At 43.8% G+C, this 19,986-nt stretch carries 14 protein-coding genes and 1 pseudogene; 6 read left to right on the forward strand and 9 right to left on the reverse strand.

What is annotated here, in order from left to right; all coding sequences use genetic code 11:
- Positions 1-20: 20 nt before the first annotated feature.
- The 3 genes from AB4111_RS23360 to AB4111_RS23370 all read right to left on the reverse strand — a co-directional run bounded on the left by AB4111_RS23360 (position 21) and on the right by AB4111_RS23370 (position 5,125).
- Complete coding sequence (locus tag AB4111_RS23360) at positions 21-1,493, reverse strand: ABC transporter substrate-binding protein (protein ID WP_307542343.1); 1,473 nt, start codon at positions 1,491-1,493, stop codon at positions 21-23.
- Between the two features lie 280 nt (positions 1,494-1,773).
- Positions 1,774-3,294 (reverse strand): response regulator, encoded by a 1,521-nt coding sequence (locus tag AB4111_RS23365; RefSeq protein WP_442033425.1) that lies wholly within the window; start codon positions 3,292-3,294, stop codon positions 1,774-1,776.
- A 1-nt stretch (position 3,295) separates the two neighbouring features.
- The gene (locus AB4111_RS23370; RefSeq protein ID WP_442033426.1) at positions 3,296-5,125 is read right to left on the reverse strand and encodes a sensor histidine kinase; all 1,830 of its coding nucleotides are present in this window, start codon (positions 5,123-5,125) and stop codon (positions 3,296-3,298) included.
- Positions 5,126-5,442: 317 nt separating this feature from the next.
- Between AB4111_RS23370 and AB4111_RS23375 the strand changes: the two genes are divergently transcribed.
- Positions 5,443-8,259 (forward strand): endo-beta-N-acetylglucosaminidase, encoded by a 2,817-nt coding sequence (locus tag AB4111_RS23375; protein WP_442033427.1) that lies wholly within the window; start codon positions 5,443-5,445, stop codon positions 8,257-8,259.
- Positions 8,260-8,403: 144 nt separating this feature from the next.
- On the opposite strand, the pseudogene AB4111_RS23380 reads toward AB4111_RS23375, so the two are convergent.
- A pseudogene (locus tag AB4111_RS23380) lies at positions 8,404-8,610 on the reverse strand (AMP-binding enzyme); the annotation flags it as partial.
- Between the two features lie 585 nt (positions 8,611-9,195).
- On the opposite strand from AB4111_RS23380, the gene AB4111_RS23385 reads away from it, so the two are divergent.
- On the forward strand, positions 9,196-10,842 hold the full coding sequence (locus AB4111_RS23385) for an RNA polymerase sigma factor (protein ID WP_442033428.1): 1,647 nt from the start codon (positions 9,196-9,198) through the stop codon (positions 10,840-10,842).
- 373 nt (positions 10,843-11,215) lie between these two features.
- Here the strand turns inward: AB4111_RS23385 and AB4111_RS23390 are convergent, their stop codons facing one another.
- The 3 genes from AB4111_RS23390 to AB4111_RS23400 all read right to left on the reverse strand — a co-directional run bounded on the left by AB4111_RS23390 (position 11,216) and on the right by AB4111_RS23400 (position 14,214).
- On the reverse strand, positions 11,216-11,680 hold the full coding sequence (locus AB4111_RS23390) for an NUDIX hydrolase (protein WP_442033429.1): 465 nt from the start codon (positions 11,678-11,680) through the stop codon (positions 11,216-11,218).
- Between the two features lie 386 nt (positions 11,681-12,066).
- A complete protein-coding gene (locus AB4111_RS23395; RefSeq protein ID WP_442033430.1) occupies positions 12,067-12,732 on the reverse strand; it encodes a Type 1 glutamine amidotransferase-like domain-containing protein in 666 nt (221 codons plus the stop codon).
- A 258-nt stretch (positions 12,733-12,990) separates the two neighbouring features.
- The gene (locus tag AB4111_RS23400; protein WP_442033431.1) at positions 12,991-14,214 is read right to left on the reverse strand and encodes an RNA polymerase sigma factor; all 1,224 of its coding nucleotides are present in this window, start codon (positions 14,212-14,214) and stop codon (positions 12,991-12,993) included.
- A gap of 191 nt (positions 14,215-14,405) precedes the next feature.
- On the opposite strand from AB4111_RS23400, the gene AB4111_RS23405 reads away from it, so the two are divergent.
- The 4 genes from AB4111_RS23405 (at position 14,406) to AB4111_RS23420 (ending at position 17,388) form a co-directional block, all read left to right on the forward strand.
- Positions 14,406-14,579: a hypothetical protein gene (locus AB4111_RS23405; protein WP_442033432.1), complete on the forward strand. Its 174-nt coding sequence runs from the start codon at positions 14,406-14,408 to the stop codon at positions 14,577-14,579.
- An 11-nt stretch (positions 14,580-14,590) separates the two neighbouring features.
- Positions 14,591-15,049, forward strand: coding sequence for a hypothetical protein (locus AB4111_RS23410; RefSeq protein WP_442033433.1), 459 nt, complete (start codon positions 14,591-14,593; stop codon positions 15,047-15,049).
- A gap of 373 nt (positions 15,050-15,422) precedes the next feature.
- Positions 15,423-16,811 carry an N-acetylmuramoyl-L-alanine amidase gene (locus tag AB4111_RS23415; RefSeq protein ID WP_442033434.1) on the forward strand — a complete coding sequence of 463 codons (1,389 nt, stop codon included), beginning with the start codon at positions 15,423-15,425 and terminating at the stop codon, positions 16,809-16,811.
- Between the two features lie 31 nt (positions 16,812-16,842).
- Positions 16,843-17,388: a GerMN domain-containing protein gene (locus tag AB4111_RS23420; RefSeq protein ID WP_442033435.1), complete on the forward strand. Its 546-nt coding sequence runs from the start codon at positions 16,843-16,845 to the stop codon at positions 17,386-17,388.
- A 120-nt stretch (positions 17,389-17,508) separates the two neighbouring features.
- On the opposite strand, the gene AB4111_RS23425 is transcribed toward AB4111_RS23420, so the two are convergent.
- Together AB4111_RS23425 and AB4111_RS23430 are read right to left on the reverse strand one after the other, a co-directional pair.
- Positions 17,509-19,044: a helicase DnaB gene (locus tag AB4111_RS23425; protein WP_442033436.1), complete on the reverse strand. Its 1,536-nt coding sequence runs from the start codon at positions 19,042-19,044 to the stop codon at positions 17,509-17,511.
- 383 nt (positions 19,045-19,427) lie between these two features.
- Entirely contained in the window at positions 19,428-19,721 is a 294-nt protein-coding gene (locus tag AB4111_RS23430; protein WP_017692435.1) for a YuiB family protein, read from the reverse strand.
- Positions 19,722-19,986 lie beyond the last annotated feature (265 nt).

Below are 19,986 nucleotides of genomic sequence, written 5' to 3' on the forward strand. Positions count from 1 at the left end.
CCGATCCTTACGATGTACTGTTACTTGTTTTCTGCTCTCCAGGCATCCAGCTGGCTTTGGGCTTCCGCCATTACTTTCTCCAGTCCGGCTTGATTGAACTTCTCAATCACTTGATCCAGATTGGCTGCCGGGTCCAGTGTACCTGTCATCAGTGCTGCCCAATACTGCTCTTTCACGTTCTGTACCGCCGTCAGTTCGGCAGATACATTGCTTGAATCAAAGTTAAAGCTGAGGATCGGGGAATTGGTACCTTCAGCGTTAAACTTCTTGAACTCATCCCATTTGTTGTCCGGGTCATTGCTGTTCAGATAGAGCAGCATGTTATTCCCAAGGGAGTATGAAGGCATATCGTAGTTTTTCGATTCAGGCAGATTTTCCATGTGCGTGTCATCTACTTTTTTGTAGTGTGTACCCTCGATACCGGAGTCCACCATATTGCGCAGCACAGGATCTGTATTCAGCAGGTTCAGGAACTCCATCGCTTTCTCTGGATATTCCGAGTTGGCCGAGATGGCCATAATGGAACCTTGTACAGATGTATTCGTTATAATCGGTTCACTTGCAGGTGTTGAAACAACTTGATAACCGTAACTTGCAGACCATTGGTTGTCCGCGAGCGGCTGTGTCTGTGCACGATCCAGGAACCAGTTGCCCGATGTTGTCAGGTCGTTCGTGGAACCTGTTGTAGCTGCTTCAGCCGATACATAACCGGCTTTGTAATATTTGTGCATCGTCGTAAGTGCTTCTTTCATTTCAGGTGTTTCCAAGATGTTCACGAGTTTATAGTCCGTTGTATCCAGCTTGATTGCCATCGGCAGATTCTGAATGACATAGTCATACGGCACGTAAGGAACATAGTTTTTATCCATGGCAAAAGGTGTTACACTTGCCTCGTTTTCCTTGATCGTTTTCAGTAAAGGCTCCAGACTGTCTAACGTACGGACACCAGAGGTGTCCAGCTTGTATTTATCAACCAGCATTTGGTTAAAGCGCCATACCTCTTGTTGAGGCAGCTCTTTGTTGGCTGGAATTCCGTAATTGTGTCCGTCTACCTTCGAACCACTGAGGAATGCAGGATCAATGGTCTTGGTGAGATCCTGACCGTATTCAGCAAGCAGGTCATCCAGTTCAAGGAATGCTCCTTTTCTTGCATTTTGTACATAATCGAATCCACCGGAAGAGGTGAACAGAATGTCCATTGGCTCACCGGATGCTACGTTAACCTGCATCTTCTGCGGGTAGTCACCCCAGTCAACCATTTTCATTGTTACCGTGGCATTAATTTTCTCTTTGGTATACTTGCTGACTTCTTCCATCACTTTGTTGACGTCTTTCTGAGGGGTACCGATGGTATACCAGATCAACTCTACCGCGTCATCTCCTGCTCCCCCGGATTCTGAAGCATCTTTGCTTCCTCCACAGGCACTAAGAACAAGTGTAACGGCCATTAACAATGCAAGAACGAGTGAGAAGCGTTTTCTTTGTTTACTCATTTCTTTGATCCTCCCTTTTCGTGTTCCCTTAGGCTCTACTTACTAACTGCTTTAACCTTATCGAATGAAAGCATTTACAAAAAGAAGATAAACTTAAGTTTTCGAGGTACAAATTAAAGAGAAATCGTCCTTGGACAACTATTTTGTACCTGTTTAAATAAATCGCTTACATGAAAGAGACATGCCGGGTAACGTATGGCATGCTCTTCATGCTGCCATTCCTGTTCCCGATATGTCTCTTGGATCTCCGTTCGCACAGTTGGATCTACTGGTCACCGAATTAACCAAACACCTTGAAATCCGTCGGTGAAATTCCCACATACTTGCGGAACTGTTTATAGAAATACCCTGTCTCCCAGTACCCCACATTTCGGGCGATCTCATGTACCTTCAGATTGGTATTGCGCAGCTGTTCCTTCGCACGTTCAATCCGGTATTTATTGATGTATTCGGCAAATGTCTCCCCGGTCTCCTTATGGAACAATTGTCCCAAATACACCGGATGCAGATGATAGTGGGCACCCAGCAGCTTCAGGGAAAGTTCTTCTGCGTAGTGTTTGTCGATATGCTGAAGGACTTGGTTCACAATTGGATTCTTCAGATCCTGCAATAGGGATTGGATCGTCTGCGCCGCAACTTGCTGAAGCGCCCGCACGAGTTCATCAAAAGTGCCACTGTCCAATACAAGTTGAAGCCCTTGTTGGTATATGGCAGACTCATCCGAGTGTTTGATGCTTTCCAGTTCCATTTTGAAGCGAATCACCACTTCCAATGCGGTATTCTGTAGCTCCCCAGGCGTAAGTCCATTGCGATGCTGTTCAAAATCCATACGAATCCGGTCCGCAAGTTGTTCTGTATTCCGGGACAGAATCAGTTTCGCGTAATCCCTCCAGTCAATGAAAAAGGACGCTGCCGAGTTGCCGCAACGATCCAGAATGGCATGGTCGATGACTTTCAGATCGGGATAGATCATCACGTATTGGAGCGCCTTTTTTGCCTCTTCATAACTGGCCGGCGCATGGTATATCCCCTTCATCAACCTCCCCGCACCAATACGTACCGCAGGATGTGTTACTGAGATGGCATCGGATAAAGCCTGAAGACCATCCATTAACTTCTGTTCCTCATCCTCGTTACCGTCGACATTGGCAACAATGACGAGATCACCATCGATGTCATGAAAGACATTCAGATGGGACTTGTCCTTCAGCATCTCCTCCACACGTTCAAACATGCCGAATGTTTGCCCTTTGTCTTTGTCACGCAATATAGCGACAGCCACATCCGAGGCTTCCAGAGAAAGGTTCATAAACCGGGCACGTTCCTCAAATTCGGTAGCTGCAATCTGTCCCGTAAGCCATCGATGAAGAATGTTATCTTTCAGAATCTGAATGCCATAAGCATCATCGGCTTGAGGTGCCACTGTATGATCCAGCTTGGACGCTGTGTTGCTCAGCGTGGATTCCAATTCTTCCACATTAATCGGTTTGAGCAGATAGTTTTCGATCCCCAGCTGCATGCCTTCCTTCAGATATTCGAACTCATTGAAACCACTCAGGATAATGACTTTCATCTCAGGTTGCAATCGCCTTGCTTCCCGAATCAGGTCAAGACCATTCATGAGTGGCATGGAAATATCCGTGATCAGGATGTCCACAGGCTGCGAGGAGAGCGCTTGTAACGCTGCCTGCCCATTACCTGCATGGCTCACAATTTCCATACCAAATGAAGACCAATCCACAATATCGTATAACCCTTCAATGATGAACGGTTCATCGTCCACAATAAACACCTTGTACATGTTAAACACCCGTCCCTTCTGTATGTGGATAACGCACCCTGATCCGTGTTCCCTCACCGAGGGTGCTCTCTATGGTGATACCGAACTCCGGCCCATACAGGAAGCGCAATCGACTATGAACACTGCGCAGTCCGAACATCTGACCAGACTCTTCTGGACGTTCCAGTTCTTCAAGGATTTCCGTCAGGCGTGCAGGATCAATGCCTTTGCCATTATCTTTGACCTCCACCTGCACCACATTATCCGTCTCTTCCACTACAATCGATAATCGGTTATCCGAACGTTCCGTCTGAATGCCGTGCACGACATAATTCTCAATAATGGGTTGCAGTGAAAGTTTGACCACAGGGTGTTGATAATAAGCAGCATCCATCTGGATCGTATATATGAAAATATCCTTGTAGCGAATTCGGAATAACTCCAGATACAAGCGGCAAGCTTCCATCTCATCCTTCAGCGTGTAATTCTTCTTCTGCTGTACCAGACTCTTGAACAATACGGATAGGCTATAGATCATCTCGCCTACATCTCTCGCCCCCTGGGATATGGCCCTCATCCGAATCACTTCAAGCGTATTGTAGAGAAAGTGAGGATTGATACGCGCCTGTAACGCGACCAGTTCGGTCTCCTTCTGTTTGATCTCGGCTTTGTAGACGCGTTCAATGTACAGATTCAGCTCATCCAGCATGTCGTTGAAGCTATGCGAGATCTGCCCCAGTTCATCATCGCGCGGATCGTCGATGCGAGCCGTCAGGTTGCCGTATTTTACTTTTTGGGTAAAGCGAATGATTCGACGGGTTCGTTTGGCAAAGTTAATAATGAAAAACGCCGGAACCAACACGGCAAACAGAATACAGACGATACTGATGGAGATGATGGTATTGCGAATCCCCGCATAGGTCTCGGCCATCTCTTCCACCGGAACGGTACCCATGACCACATAACCCTGATCCGCGGAGACAAACTTGTTCACATACATGTTCTGCTCCTTTTTCATCGAATCCATATCCGTCTGATCAAACAGGGAATCGGCCACATTCACGTAAGGGTACTTTTTCCCGTAATACTGATTGTTAGAGTCGAACAAGACTGTTCCTTTGGCCGATAACACCACGATTTCTCCCTTCAGATTACTCTCGTAGTTATCCAGTGCATTCCCGATTCCCTCCGAGTCAAAAAACACCAGAAACTGTCCCAGATTTCGAAGCGTCTGTGCATTATTAATCGGTACGCGGATCGAATAAAGCGCAGGGTCCCATTGATTAATCTCTTTGCGAATCCAGTAATTGGGTGCACTGATATTGGGCGTTTCCATCGCCATCACGTCCGGAATATAGGAATGAGCCACATTGGCGTCCAGCTTGCGGAACTGCTTGTGTTGATTAAAGGTAGACAGATCCTGCTGCTCGGCGCTATACAACATGAGTTGGTTAATCTGCGAATTGCGATCCATAATGTTCTGAAAATGTTTTAACACATCGGCCGAATAGTCGTCCTGATTGGCGTAATATCCATTCGTCATGTGCTGAACATATTCAGCGTAGGAGTGGTTCATCAGGTAGGTAATGTTGGCGGACAGCGCCTCATTCTGATGCATGTCCCTCACCATGTTTTGCACCGATTCATACTGCTGATGAATGTAACGATCCACATGTTCCATCGCTGCTTTCTGTATCGCCAGTTCCCGGCGAATCGTGGAGTCGGACACCGACAGGAAGATGATATAAGACAATGTAATGATCGTGACAATCGATATCATCGAGAAGATCAGCAGCATTTTCATAAACATATTATTTTTGAAGAAATTATTGTAAACGCTAACAATTTTCAAGTCGCATGTTCCCTCCGATGCTGTCTTTTAAGTGTGGTGTATGCTTTCGAAGTAGTTCTCTTACAGAAAACTTGTAGCTTCGCTTTTTCAGGTTTTTTCTGCCCTCTCCGTTATCGTGTAAGTGAGCGTTCAACTTATATAGAATTATATCATCAGGCTTCTGACATTAACTTGTCACCTGCAACTTTTCTTTAGTTTGTACTAGCGATTCTTTAATTTCACCCTATTTAAAAACGCTTTCATCCACTATCGTTAACCATAAGTTTAGCTTTGTGTAAAAGAATGCCAACCATTCATCCACTTGAAGGAGGAACATCATGACACGCAAACTGAAACCAAAAGGCCTCATTCCCAAGGTAACTGCCATGGTATTGACTACGGCATTGCTTGGACAAGTTGTTGCATCATCCGTTTATGCAGGAGACACGCTCCCTTACACAGGTGAAAGCGCCAAAGGGGTGAATCAGCCCTATCAGCACGGGTATACCTCATCCCAGATTCTGAACTGGACACCTGAAAGTGACATCCATGGTGATCTGCTTCGTGCCCATGTCCCCTTGCAGCCCCGTAATGAACCGTTCGCTGCCACGCAGGCTTATCCTGAGCTTAATCCAGACACCCAGCTATTTACGATGAGTGGTGATTACGGCAATGCATTCTTCGATAGCACACCTTATACCAATGAATTCAGCCAATATCTCTTTAATTATTGGCAGTATACAGACTACTACAGCTATTGGCATGGCATGGCTTCTGCCGGAGTGCCGGAGGAGTTATACGACCCCAGTAAGGAATGGACGGAGAAATACTTCGAGTTTGGCATTTTGAATATTCCGAATCCGGCCTATACCAATGCAGCCCACAAAAATGGCGTCAAATCTATTGCCAACATCTTTTTCTCGGACAATGACCGTGGCCCTCAGACCTACAAGCAAATGCTGATCCAGGATGAAAACGGTAATTTCCCTGTTGCCGAAAAACTGGCGGAGATGGCAGAGTACTACAACTACGATGGATACTTCTTCAATCAGGAAGAAGTTGCCCGGGGTGTAGCCCCTGAGGATATCGCTTCCTACAAGAAATTCATGAAATATCTAAGAGATAAAGGCCTGTACGTTCAGTGGTATGATTCCACCATCAATACAACAGGCAAGATTCAATACCAGAACCAATTTAACGGCCTTAATAGCCCCTTTGTACAGGATTCCGTTCTCGGCAGAGTCTCGGATTCCATCTTCCTGAATTATGTATGGAACCACAAGATGCTCCGCGATTCCCGTGATCATGCCCTTAGCCTGGGACTGGATCCACTGGAAACCGTATTTGCTGGTGTCGAAGGTGGACATGACAAATTCGGCCGCTGGAAGCAATCCTATGACCTGCGCCATAACCTGGATGAGAACGGTCAACCGATGAACAGCATCGCGACACTGGGTGCAGATTTCACTCACAATGCCCTGGATGAAGAGATGGGCGATGGGAGTACGAATCATCGTGCGGAGGATCAGTACCAATGGATGACCTTTGTGCGCGATCGTGCCTGGTGGTCTGGTCCAAATCAAGACCCTACGGATGCGCGTCGTAATGCTTCTGCCGATCTGTCGGATGTGTATGCTTCCGGCGCAAACTGGGATGGGATTGCCGCATATCTTACCGAGCGATCCGTCATCAACGGCTCGAATTTTGCGACAAACTTCAATACGGGTCACGGCCTAAAATATTATGAAGACGGCGCTGTCTCGAACGACAAGGAATGGTCCAATATCAACATTCAGGACATCCCTGTTAGCTGGCAATGGTGGATGGATAGCGAAGGCGACAAGCTGAGTGTCGATTTTGATTATGGCCCATCTTATGAGAAAGGCGCAAGGTACAACTACGATTCCATTGGCGCATTCCATGGAGGCAGCTCACTCGTGGTAAACGGTACACTGAACGCGGAGAACTTCCTGCGCCTGTACAAGACCGACCTGTCTGTCAACGGACAATCCAAACTGGAGCTGACGTATAACAAACCGTCCACCAGCGATGCTTCTTCCCTGCATGTTGGACTGATCTTTGAAGATGACCCATCCAACGTAGTCAACGTACAGGTGCCTAATTCAGGCCAACATACGGAAGGCTGGAAGACAGCTACATTGGATCTGAGTGCCTATCAAGGCAAGACTATTGCAGCTATGGGATTATCCTTTGACCCGAACGGTAAGACCATTGAGAATTATCAGATGAATATTGGTGAGATCCGTATATTCGACGGTTCAGCGGCTGTACCGGATGCACCGACCGGGTTCCATATTGCCAAAGCACTGACCAACACCGATGAACTGGTTGTCGCCTGGGACATGAAGGACTATTCAGAGGTCAAACAATACAATTTATATGAAAATGGTGCTTATGTTGGCGGCGTGTATGATTCCACCTTTTATATTAAATCGCTAAAACAGCCTTCTGGTGAACTGTCCATACGTGCTGTTGGTGCAGATGGTACCGAAAGTGAAGCAACCGTCCTACCCTACGATCTGAACACAGCCGTTCAGAATATTGATGTGAAATTCAAAAAGAATGGCGATGCCATTGTCAGCTGGAACAACCCGAAGAAAGCAAAAGATACAGGCAAGAATAAAGATAAGAATACGGATAAGGATAAAAATAAAGACAAAGGTAAAGGCAACGAGTCCATTCAGCTCACACTAGAAACCGATTATACGAAAGAACCCTTCACCAAGTCGCTTCAGGTCAAAAAAGGAAAATCATCTGCCGTTCTGACCGGACTTCCGACCAACGGTGAACATTATGTACTGAATATCGCCATTGGCGGGCAGAATCCGGTTACCCATACCGGACAGCTCGCAGATCTTCAGATTACACCATACGCCAAGGATAAGGTCACGGTAAAAGATGGGAAATACATGCTTGCCCTGCCGGATCTGGAGGACTGGTATAAGATCTATGTATATGAAAATGAGGTAGCACGCGAGTTCGGCGTCACTTACGTTTCGCAGAAATTCCCGTATATCATTCGGGGAAGAACAAAGCTGAGTGAACTGACCTTCACACCAGCATCCAGCAACAGCTCTTTGAAGCTGGTCATTGAGGATTATGCGGGCAATCAGGCCACTACGATTTTGAGGTAATTATAATTTTCATGCACGCCTGTATGCTAGTTAAGATACGTACAGCCCTTCACTTCCCAAAGGAAGTTGAAGGGCTGTTTGTTCCTATAGGAAAGCACCTACCTGCTGAACATTCATTGCTTTTGAACCAACGTATTTCTTTGATTACACCCCGTTGGACAACATTGAGGATAGATACTTCCGTAACTGCTTTTTGTCTATTTTATCCACGGCCGTTCTGGGCAAAGTATCCACAATGAACAGTTGAGTCGGCCATTTGTACGGAGCAAGATGTGGCTCACAAAACGCACGTACCTGTGTCAGATCCAACCTTGCACCGTCCCGTAATACTATGAAAGCAACGAGTTCCTCTCCTTCGTTGGGAAGGTGGTGTTACTGGCTCTAGTCAGCAGAATGAACTAGGTGAACCTTATCGTATGGCGCTGGAGGAGTTAATTTCAACAGATACGGCTCTGAATGAAAACATGGAGTATATCTCATTAGATCGAATTAGCCCTGTAGGGCTTTTTTTGTCCGTATTTTCTGGATTATGTACCATCCCTAAAGGTGAAATGCATTTAAATAATTAATCGAGACAACTGCTTATTAACTACGGAACGAAGGAGTACCCCAAGTACCCGAAGAAGAACTTCGACTCGTGCTCCTAGTTTGTATCCTCCCATAGTTGAACGAAAAAAAGTATCTTTATATACTAAAAGTGAGAACTTTACATCTAAAGTAATCTTCAACTTGTTTAACTCTTTTCCAATATACTTAACAAAAAGTTCATAACGTCTCTTTAACCATTTAAATGACCTAATCATGATGTTTGTAATTATACGAGTATGAGTGATCCGGTAGGACGTCCAAATTTTTTTAAAAATAATCCCAACCTTTATTTCGCCTGGCACACTATATAATTGTCAGGAATTACAGATGCAACTATGGAGGCAAAAGATGGATTCAATTGGTAAAAACGGAAAAGAAGCTGCAGAAGCGATTCGGAGCTATGTCAAACCGATTTTCGGTTTTGCGTTAAACCGGGTCAAGCACCGGGCCGAGGCGGAGGATCTGGCTCAGGAGATTATGCTGCAGTTGTTGAAATCCTTCTCCGGGGTGCGGGACATTAGAAGCCTTGACGCATACGTCTGGACGGTTGCTCGATACACTTGGGTGAATTGGTTGAAAAAGCGTGCGCACGTTCCCCAAGCGATCGAAATCAACGGTATGTCTGAACTGTCTGCCGCCCCTTCCCGGGAGCCGCTTGACCGGCTGCTGGCAACCGAAGCTTCACGCGAGCTGCGCCGAGAAGTCGCGTTTCTGTCCGACATCCATCGCCGGATCGTGGTCATGCATTACTACGACGAGCTTAAAATCGGCGATATCGCGATTGCTCTGAACATTCCTGTCAACACGGTGAAGTGGCATTTGAGCGAGGCTAAAAAGAAGTTACGGAAAGGGATGAAACGTATGCGAGCAACAGGAACTTTAAGTGTCAATCCGGTCAGCATGGGGGAAATGGGCCATTCCGGTTCGGCCGGCAGACTGGGCGAAACCAACGATTTTCTTGGACGCGCCTTGGCGCAAAATATCGTTTACGCGGCTTATCACAAGGCGCGTACCGTACATCAACTCGCGGAGGAGCTGGGAATGCCGCCGTCTTTGTTGGAAGGCGAAGTCCAGCATCTGTCCGATTACAATTTTCTCATCCAAACCTCTCCCGGCAAATATCAAAGCAATACCATCGTCTGGGACCTCTTCGAGTTGGCCGTAGCCGGTCATCAATTCTGGCAAGATTGCGCCGCCGAAGTGGCCGATGTTCATTTCGACGCGTTAATGAAAGTTCGCCAGCAAGTCGAGGATAGCGGAGTGTATGTTCCAGACGGCGACTATAACTTCCTGCTCTGGACCTTGCTGCCCAAGAACATCGAGGAGCAATCTTGGCGGAGCATGCCGGCTGGCGAAAACTTTGATGCGGTCGCACCAATGCGAAAGGACGGAGGTCAATATATTGCCTATGCGGCGTTAAATCGGAGCCACTATCCCGATCCGGGTTTTGATATGAGTAGTTACGTCACCTTCGGTCCGTCGCTCCGCTACGTCGAAGACTCTCCTTTATACTTGTGGCAATTCAATACGTACTGGAGCGACCGCCAGATGGATTGGCGTTTCCTGGAATATCGGAATGTCGAGATTTGTCATGCGTTCCAACAAGGGGAACTGCCCGACAACGAAGAGAACGCTGAGCAATATTCGTTCCTGCTGGAGAAGGGGTACATCCGCAAGACGAAGGAGGGGTACAAGTTCAATGCGGTTTGGATGGACTCTCCGCAAACGTTGGATCAGTTGAACAAAGCAATGCCGGATTTGTCCGCTCTTTATGCCCCTGCTGTCGGCAAGCTCTACGACAAAATGCTCAACCTGTTCCTGCAAAATCAGCCGAAGCATTTGGAGCCGCAGCTTGCTTACATGGTGAGAGGCAACACCGGAGGAGGTCGGCTGGTCGCTTATATTTTGAAGCATTTGATCGATAACGGGAAGTTGAAACCGCCGTTGCCGCACCAGCAGAAGACGATTTCGACCTGGATGGGGCCGGTCAAGTAAGTCGGTTCAGAAATGTATACGAAGAATAGTTGTTCCCGGGCGGTGGCCATTTTTACACAAAACTCTGTCTGTCCAACGAAGTGATTAGGACATCTCTATTTCACAAGGCCCCTTCCTTAACGTATGGAAATGATTAAAAACTCCCCATGACGCATGTGCGTCATGGGGAGTTTTTAATCGCAATCGTATCTGCCAGATTTCTCCTTTACCTTACGATTTTTATCTTTCTTGTCTGCAACCAACCGTGAAAGGCCAGATGCTCCACATACTCAGCAGATCTATTCAGCAAAACTGCCCTTTAGTTGAGTAAAAGCAGCCAATCACAATGATCAGCTGCTTTCTTGTTGTTATTGAGCTAACGTTTTCCGTTAGCTTAAACCATATTCTCCAGATATCTGTTAAATAAGGCTAATGAGTATTCCTTTTGAGAGATCAAATTTTCTGTAATCTGTTTAATTACCCCTTTATCGCGTAGTTCCAGTAAATCTGGAATCAACAGATCTGTAGGTGCTATCCATTTCGAATCAATGATCTCCGTTGTATCTAACTGAAGAGAACCACCGATGATTTCACCAATAAAATGAAATAAAATAACCTGATGATTTGTACTACTAATGAAATTGTAAATACCTGTAGTGGCTGTAAGTCTAACATCATAGCCGGTTTCTTCTTTTGCTTCTCTACGTGCCGCCTCTAAGATATCTTCATTAGACTCAATTCTCCCGGACGGGAAGTTCCATGTATTCTTAACAGTAGTCTTGTTTTCTTTGATCATAAGCAGCTTATCTTCATGTATTATCGAAACACTCACAACCAATACAATCCCGTTTTGAGTCACGTTAGAAACCCTCCATAGTTAGAAAATTAGTACCACTATTATTAGAACTTATGTTCCGTTTGTTGTAAATGACTGAACCTGCACTCGTTACACTATTCTGCCGGTTAGCTTAATGAGGAACTCATCATCCTAATATAATTTTCGTCTTCTCTACTTTCTGTAAAGGTATACCAATAAGGATGTTGGCATTTTTGCAACGATCCTTATTGTCAGTCCGTTAATTGGAATAAGCAACAGATCCCTTTGATACCCTGCCGACTATGAGTCTTAGGGATATTAAGCTTGCATCTGTTTACAAACAGTATTTCAATCGTAGAAAAGAGACCTGTCTTGATTTTATACAATCAAAAGGAATTACTTATGTAATTCACAGCCACTCAGCCTAATTAGAGCGTCTCGACCAATTTCTTAATCTTTGAGTGGGAAATTAAATATACAGGTCCCATTATTTCTATTTTGCTGTCCTTTACACGTATAGCGCTCTCCTGTTCTGCCACATAAATATCAATCTCTTCAGACAAGGGGAAGATGTAGCCTTGAACAAACGTTGCGTAATCGCGTTGAGAATGAGATTCGTAGGCAAAATGATCAAAGCCAATACCATCATAAATAGTACTTGTTTCAACTTCATCCGTGTTATTCAAGCTTAACCATTTTGCAGCCATGTTTAACGCACCGGCGCTGGCACCCATTATAACGGCATTGCTATTCTTAATAACATCCGATAATTCATATTCCGCCAAAAAATCGTTCTGCAAAACAGGATATCCACCACATAAAAAAATGACAGAAGCGTTCTGAATGAATCGCTGAGCATCTTCTTTCTGCATGCGGTAATCAACGAAATGATATTCATCAAAAATAATATTAGCCTGATTCAACCATGTCCATTCAGTAATATCATCAAAGTTAACTTGCTCATCTTTATAACCAGACGGATTAGCACTAATCATGACAAGTGATTTTCTATCTTGTATATCCTCCTGCAAACAATGGACCAGTTTCTCTGGGAAAAAATGATTAAACCAACTTAGATAGTAATGAGTTTTCAAACTTAATACCTCCATATGTATTTTTTACATTCATCCATTCTTAACTCGCTTCCATCAACAGACAGGTCTTCATTCCTAATAACACCTTCCATGTCAAACCTCAATCTTTCGAATTTCCCAATCAATACTTCTGTAATCCTCTTTTTATATGCAGTATACAAAATAATCCAATTTATTAATAGAGTACATTTACCATAGCTATAATCACGTTAAAAAAAGCCCGGTTCATCCCCCGGGCAACATACACTTTTGTATGGGTTACTTACTTATAAATTCCACCATCTTCTGATGCAATTCCTTCTCGGAACATTGAAAAATGCCATTAAAATCCTGAGGGTTACGGATCAATTTGTTTAATTGGTCTATTCCATATTGTTGAACAACAAACTCTACGAATAGGAACGAAAACTGAAAACCCTTCATCGTTTCGAAATCCCAGGTATCATTATCTAATTGTTCGAACGTTGGGATCTCTAAATTTTGGATAGCTTCTTCTGTCGTACCTTCAATAAAGTCCTGAGTCATGCCCTTGGCTTCATATCCACCAATACCTTGCCTTATCCATTTCGGAGCCTTCGGATTGATTTCACTTATAAGCCACATGGTGAACAAATGAACCGTACCTTTAAGAATCGATTGATAGGTATGCTCCGGTCCTGGATTTAATGGAGACACAATTTTAAGAATACTCCCTTCATAGGTACCCATGAACCAATTCGGAGCATCTGCTTCTCCGACCGCTTGGTGAAACGATGGCATGTCAGGATATACTTCAATCGTTACTTTTCGCGTTGGATGATAATTGTACTTTAGCGAGATTCGTTCAATATGATCACTTAGTTCATTGAACAAATCATGGTGTACTTTATTGGGATGATTGTTCAATCCCTCACTTTCACCTTTATTAACAATTGAAATCAAGTCTTCAATAGACATAATCGTAACGCCTCCCCATTCTTTCATTTCCTGTTTAAGTTTTTCCAAAGCTCTGTAGAGTCTGTTCTTTACTGCACTTTCACGCATCCCTACGATCTTAGAAATTTCAAGCAATGTGCAGTCCACAAAAAAGCGTAATGCAATGATTTCTTGGTCGGTTTCATTTAACTTTTTCAGCGCAACTCCGATATCAATTCGAAAATCAACATATTTCGTAAATTCAAGGGAGATCGATTGTGATTCATATCCTGTAAAATCAAACGGAGTTTCTTTTTTTCGCGATAACCTTCGATATTCGTTTTTCACTGTATTCTGAGCAATCTTGAATATCCACGTAAATAAATTTGATCTGCCTTGGAATCGGTGAAGATTCTCTACAGCTTTTAAAAACACCTGTTGAGTCAAATCATCTGCAACCATCGGATTCAATTTCAGCGAAAAGTACGTGCAAATCCTTTGACGATACAGCTCATAGGTGCTTTCAAAGTTAGTGATACTTTCCTGTTTATCCGGATAAACAGGTTTTGTGTCATGAGCTCCTGACATGGTGAGAACCTCCTCTTGATTTACAATGAATTAGACACCAGAGAGTGTCAGAAGGCCACATAAAATAAAAAAATATGTATTCGTCCTTTTAGGCTTGTTATTTACAGGACTAATCAGCCTTTTTGAAATTTCACAACGATCTGGAGGGAATCACATCACGTAACTGCCTCCCAACTGAAGGAGTGATAATCATGAAATACACCCATGCTTTATTATCAAGCATCATTGTTTTAGGTAGCTTAGGCACGTTATCCACTGCACCAATTTCGTTTCATGCTTCTGATAAAGTAGCACACATTGCTGCTAAAACAACTTCTGTGAACGCTTCGACATACCAGAGTATACCTAAGTTCAAAAAACGATAGCCTCAAACAAAATGGTCTGGAAAGGTGACAACACCACTATAACTGCAAATACTTTAAAGCAAGATGCTGCTGCAGATTTTGAGCAAAACATCATTGACACCATTGTAGTTGCTCATGGTAAAGAAAAGCACATCCTGCATACGGAAGACTTTGGAGTGAAATTAGTGGATATCACAAGTGTTGCTGAATCTCCATCTAATAGCTGGATTGCTATCCGAGCAGAAAAAACTGCCGGCAGCAATCTTATTCTTGTGAACGTTAAAACAGGAAAGTACACCATTCTAAACGAACGTCTTGAAAAAACAGGTAAACAAGATGTCGAAACCATTACATCTTATAATTGGTCACCAAAAGAAGACATCATTGCATTTGCTTATGGAAATACGGAGAAGAGCATTTTAGCAATATACGATACGAAGAAAGACCGTTTTGTTTATCTCCCTCGGGCAACCAACTATATTGTGGCATAAGAGCGGAAGAAATATGGATTACATTAGCGAGTATCCTTCAGATCAATGGATTCTTTTCAGATACGATACCACTAGCAAAAAAGTAAAACCTGTAAAAAAAATGACTCGGAAAGAATCTCAGCAGTGGTTTAAATTAGATAAATAACATCATTATTTAACTCGCCTTCCTTTATCCCCTACCTACTGACAACAGTTCTCTTGTCCATATTTTGTAGTAAACCGATTTTCTTTACGACTTTTATGTCGTTTGTAGCGTTCATATTAGTGAACGGAAATTTATAGTAAATTTTGGTTTTCATCAAAGAAACAGGAGGTGATTGGTTTTTCCCCCGTTAGGAGTCTAGTACTACGCAAATTAAAACCGAGGTGTAAAATGAAGAAATCTATAATCCTGTTACTATTCAGTACGTTGCTACTCTTGCTAATTCCACTGCACACCCATGCAGCTAAGAATCAAACTAAAATTATTTTAGATGGCCAGGAGCTAGTTTTACCCCATGATATTGAAGTCGTTAATGTACGAAACAATATTATGATTCCGATTCGGGTAGTCGCTGAGAATTTAAAATTCAACGTGAAATGGGATCAAAAAACACAAAATGTAAATATCGAACAAGCTTCTAATGCAATTTCCTTGACCGTTGGAAAGGATCAAGCTACAGTCCAGGACAACACCGTCCAACTTAATATCGCTCCACAAATGATCAAGAATACGGTTGTTGTTCCCCTACGTTTTGTTAGTGAAGAGATGGGTCTGAGAGTGGGCTGGAATAACAAAGACAAGATTGTTACGCTAACCAGCAATAATGTATCACAACCAGCTTCACCCTCTCATGGAAATGATGCAGGCACTAACCTGGTTCATGATATAACGTATGCCAATAATCAACTCGTCGTCTCATTAGACCATGAAGTTGCTCCAGTCATATCTACACTAAAAAATCCCGAACGAATTATCGTGGATTTCCCATCCACCAACTTCGGAAATATGGGACAGGTCCCCTCTGGAGGATCCATGGGAAGACTGAATGTTAACGAATTCCCAAGTGTTACTGATATACGTTATTCTCTTTTCAAAAATGATCCTCCTCAGATTCGAATTGTAATTGAATTAAACAATATAAGTTCGGTGAATTACACACAACAGACAATCGCCGGCAAATTTATCCTTGATCTAAGTATGGCAAATGAACCTGCACCTGCAACTCCTGTGAACAGCGGCAAAAAAATCGTCGTTATTGATCCGGGACATGGAGGAAGTGATCCAGGTACAATAAGTTTTACCAAAAAGCAGGAGAAGCATTTTGCCCTTGCTTTAGGGCTAAAAGTACAGGCTCTTTTAGAAAAGGAACCTGACATAGAACTAATTATGACTCGGGAAACGGATATCTACCCTACACGACCGGAACGTGTCAAACTTGCCAACGATCTTAATGCAGATGTGTTTGTATCTATACACGGTAACAGTGTAACCGCTGCTCCTCAGATATCGGGAACTGAAACGTATTATTATCAACGCGAAAGTAGTAAAGCACTGGCGACACTCATTCATAAAAATCTGATCCATGCCTTGGGATTTAATGATCGTGGTGTTAAGAACGGAAACTACCAGGTGATCCGAGAAACCACGATGTCTGCGGTTCTTCTAGAAATCGGATTCTTAAGCAACCAGATGGAGGAGGAGGCCATGATGTTAGAAAGCAATCAAAATAAAGCAGCACAGGCCATTGTTGATGGGATAAAAGAATATTTGAAGCTATAGGACAGTGAATAATTCAAGAGGATGTGCTTCTATGAAAAAAAGAATCTATGTGGCTATCGCAATATGTGCAATAAGCATACTAGCGGTAGGCTGTGGTAGCAAACCTACTTCTTCTAGTCCAGTGCAGGGTTCCGATCCTGCAAATACGACACCAGCGCCAACAGCTAACCCAAGCGAAGAAAATGAAGAATCTCAAGAAATTGAGGTTTTTTACGCAGATGATCAATTATTACAAGTAGAGCAACATAAGAAGGAGATCACATTCAAAGATGACTCCGAAAAATACAGTAAGACTTATGCGGCCCTTCAAAGTAGTGATCAAACCGAACTAATTCCATTGTGGAGTAATATTGAACTACTTTCTGCTACTTTTGATCAAGGGAAATTAACGCTGGATGTGCATATTCCGGATGAAGCAAGATTGGGGTCTGGCGGAGAACTCTTAGCGATCGATGCTTTGAAAGGAACCTTTTTTCAGTTTGATGAAGTAACCAGTATTGATTTGCTTGTTGACGGAGATGCAACTGACAGTTTAATGGGTCATGCAGAATTAGAACATCCACTAACCCGTGAATAGATCCAACCGATGGAACATACAAAGCATGATTTAAAAATAAGAGCCATTCGCATCAATACGTTGCGAATGGCTCTTATTTTTTCGGTAAAAGTGGACTTGCACTTCTTCTTGGTCAGGCAGTTATGAAGTTCCTTTTTGTTTACTCGCCTGCATCTGTTGGGCAAATCTCATCATCTCTTCGAACTCTTCCTCAGATACGGCATCCCCATCGTTGCTTATGTCTTGTACAATCGGAATTTCGGGCTTAGCTTTGGTTCCTTTGCCGTATGTACGGGTACGGGTTCCAGCTGCACCAGCAGCCTGTTTACCTTTAACCTTGGCCTGATCACGAATATATTGCACAGCTTTCTCATATGAGTTCACCTGTTTGAGCAACATGTTGGAGGCAATGGCCTCAACGAAGTTACGGTTAATCCGCTGCTCTCCGCCAGATACAAGTAATGCCATCAGATAATGAATCAATACATTGATGACTTCACCAGGTAACTTGTAGCTCAGATCAATTTTCTCAAATATATCAATCAGATTGTCCGGTACTGCACCTGGGAAGAACGTCTGCAACAGGCGGGTATACGGCTCGTTACGCAACATCATATTGTATTGATGAATATCACACTTCGTCATGAATTGCGGAGGTACTTCGACGTAATACTCCATCTGTACCCCATGCTCAACTGGTGGTTCACCGGAGTCTTCTTTCCGCTCTGGCTCCTCCATATGCTGCCTCAGTGCCACGACCTTGGCTGCCTGTACAGTCTGTTGCTCATGGCGTTTCTTCGTCTGTCTGAACTGCATGCTCGCTTTATGCTGAAGATCATCCAGAATCAGCTGGCCCTGTGGAGTGAAGATATCATCTTCATCCAGCAGACGGCATACATCCTGCACACTAAGGTTGAACTTGTTCACTACATAATTCACAATGCCCAGTTGTTCATGATCGAACCGCAACTGTTCTACATGACGGCGATTGACCGACTCGCGCGGGAAACGCAAAATAATGTCGGCATAGTTCAAACTGTTTTCTTCCGCTGTATCGTTCGTGCCTGTCCGCTGAGCTGTAGTTGATACTTCCGACAATGCTTGCTCCAACTCGTAATCAATCACATGAGTATTCAATTCAAATATATCGTAAAAGGGAACAGAAATATTCTCTTTATTGGCTGCCGGATAAGGCGCGTCCCCATTTTCCACTGCAGAGAAACCCGAACGCAGGGAAAGGACGGCGAATTTACCTATCTTGTCACGAAGCAGCAGTGTCAAATGCTGTGTCCGGAAAAACTCTGCCGGAGAGAGCGGCGGTTGCAGCTCATATTCGTAGATGTAATCATCATTTTCCGGTATATATAGCCGTGAAGTCTGAAGTAGTCCCACCGCTTCAAGCTTGGATGCCTGCTCTACCAGATATTTACGCCCTTTCTCGCTCGGCTCCAGGCCAAGCGTCATGAACAGCCTCCGTTGCTGTTCAAGCGGCGAATAACCGACCTGTTCACCGGGAAGATGCTGAAACAACAGCCGATACAAGCCAACCGCAAAAGCACCTACCATGGGCTGATATGCTCCTGTAAGCATACGGTCATCCAGGGCGCTAAGTCCAAACTCCCTGTATACGCAGTAGCGATGATGTTCAGTATAATGGTGCAGATTCTTCATGCGCATAGCCTGATCTCCTTCTCCCCAAATGTGTGTTTATCTATTCTATCATAAATGTCTGATCCTCAAATGTTCAAAAACAGGTAAAAAGATGGCCTGTTCTCGCTCCGTTTCGTCCTAGGTCGACATCATTCACGTTTTCGCCGAATTAAGCAAATTTCTAAAATAAAAATGTCGAGTGCCGCTAGAATACTATAAAAGCTGTAGCCGCAGAATACAAGGGAGTGTCTAAAGAGAATGTTCTCCAGATGTATATGAAGTACAAGTGTACAATAATCCATCGAATATAAATGAACAGCAAAAAAGCCTTCCCTTTGTACTCGTAAGCGTTTACGACAAAGACAAGACTTTCACGCGATTACAGGCATGTGTTACCTCGTTCCAACAATCTAAAACATTCTGTACCCACCCAAACGTAACTTCTGGATCGTCCAGCCACTGATTACCGCACCAGCCAGTCCAGCGATGCCCGTCATATAGTCCACAAGCTGGAAAGAGCCCAGATGTGACATCAGAGACGACGAATGATCCCATAGAGAGTATACAACAACAGGCAGAATTACAATGATGAACAGATAGGAAGGAAACCAGGTGGTCTTCATCAACATGTTCAGAATGAAACCGATACCAAACATCATAACGAAAAATAATACCATTAATACCAACACAGGTATAAATTGCATCGGGCGACATTCACCTCTTCTTTCACACTTTCGGGTTTCACTTCTGGATAGTAGTTAGTGTACCGCAAAAAATGTGGCGAAGCAACGAACTTTCTGGACAAATTTCCCTATAATTATGTACTGTTCATTTGCCCTTCTGCTTCATGTTGGGATACAATGTAAACGATAAAGCACTCACCCGTCCCTTATAGTGCGTGTTCAAAAAGACTGGTTTTCAGTACCGAGAAGATGGAATGAAGCTAGAAATGGAGTAGCGGAGCGTAGG

The organism is Paenibacillus sp. 2KB_22 (genome assembly GCF_052115745.1).
In the GTDB taxonomy this organism is placed as follows: Bacteria; Bacillota; Bacilli; order Paenibacillales; family Paenibacillaceae; genus Paenibacillus.

What these genes read in the sequence shown, in the direction of transcription:
- AB4111_RS23360 (WP_307542343.1), bottom strand. Translation starts at nt 1,493, where the DNA reads ATGAGTAAACAAAGAAAACGCTTCTCACTCGTTCTTGCATTGTTAATG.
- AB4111_RS23365 (WP_442033425.1), bottom strand. Translation starts at nt 3,294, where the DNA reads ATGTACAAGGTGTTTATTGTGGACGATGAACCGTTCATCATTGAAGGG.
- AB4111_RS23375 (WP_442033427.1), top strand. Translation starts at nt 5,443, where the DNA reads ATGACACGCAAACTGAAACCAAAAGGCCTCATTCCCAAGGTAACTGCC.
- AB4111_RS23385 (WP_442033428.1), top strand. Translation starts at nt 9,196, where the DNA reads ATGGATTCAATTGGTAAAAACGGAAAAGAAGCTGCAGAAGCGATTCGG.
- AB4111_RS23400 (WP_442033431.1), bottom strand. Translation starts at nt 14,214, where the DNA reads ATGTCAGGAGCTCATGACACAAAACCTGTTTATCCGGATAAACAGGAA.
- AB4111_RS23405 (WP_442033432.1), top strand. Translation starts at nt 14,406, where the DNA reads ATGAAATACACCCATGCTTTATTATCAAGCATCATTGTTTTAGGTAGC.
- AB4111_RS23410 (WP_442033433.1), top strand. Translation starts at nt 14,591, where the DNA reads ATGGTCTGGAAAGGTGACAACACCACTATAACTGCAAATACTTTAAAG.
- AB4111_RS23415 (WP_442033434.1), top strand. Translation starts at nt 15,423, where the DNA reads ATGAAGAAATCTATAATCCTGTTACTATTCAGTACGTTGCTACTCTTG.
- AB4111_RS23420 (WP_442033435.1), top strand. Translation starts at nt 16,843, where the DNA reads ATGAAAAAAAGAATCTATGTGGCTATCGCAATATGTGCAATAAGCATA.
- AB4111_RS23425 (WP_442033436.1), bottom strand. Translation starts at nt 19,044, where the DNA reads ATGCGCATGAAGAATCTGCACCATTATACTGAACATCATCGCTACTGC.
- AB4111_RS23430 (WP_017692435.1), bottom strand. Translation starts at nt 19,721, where the DNA reads ATGCAATTTATACCTGTGTTGGTATTAATGGTATTATTTTTCGTTATG.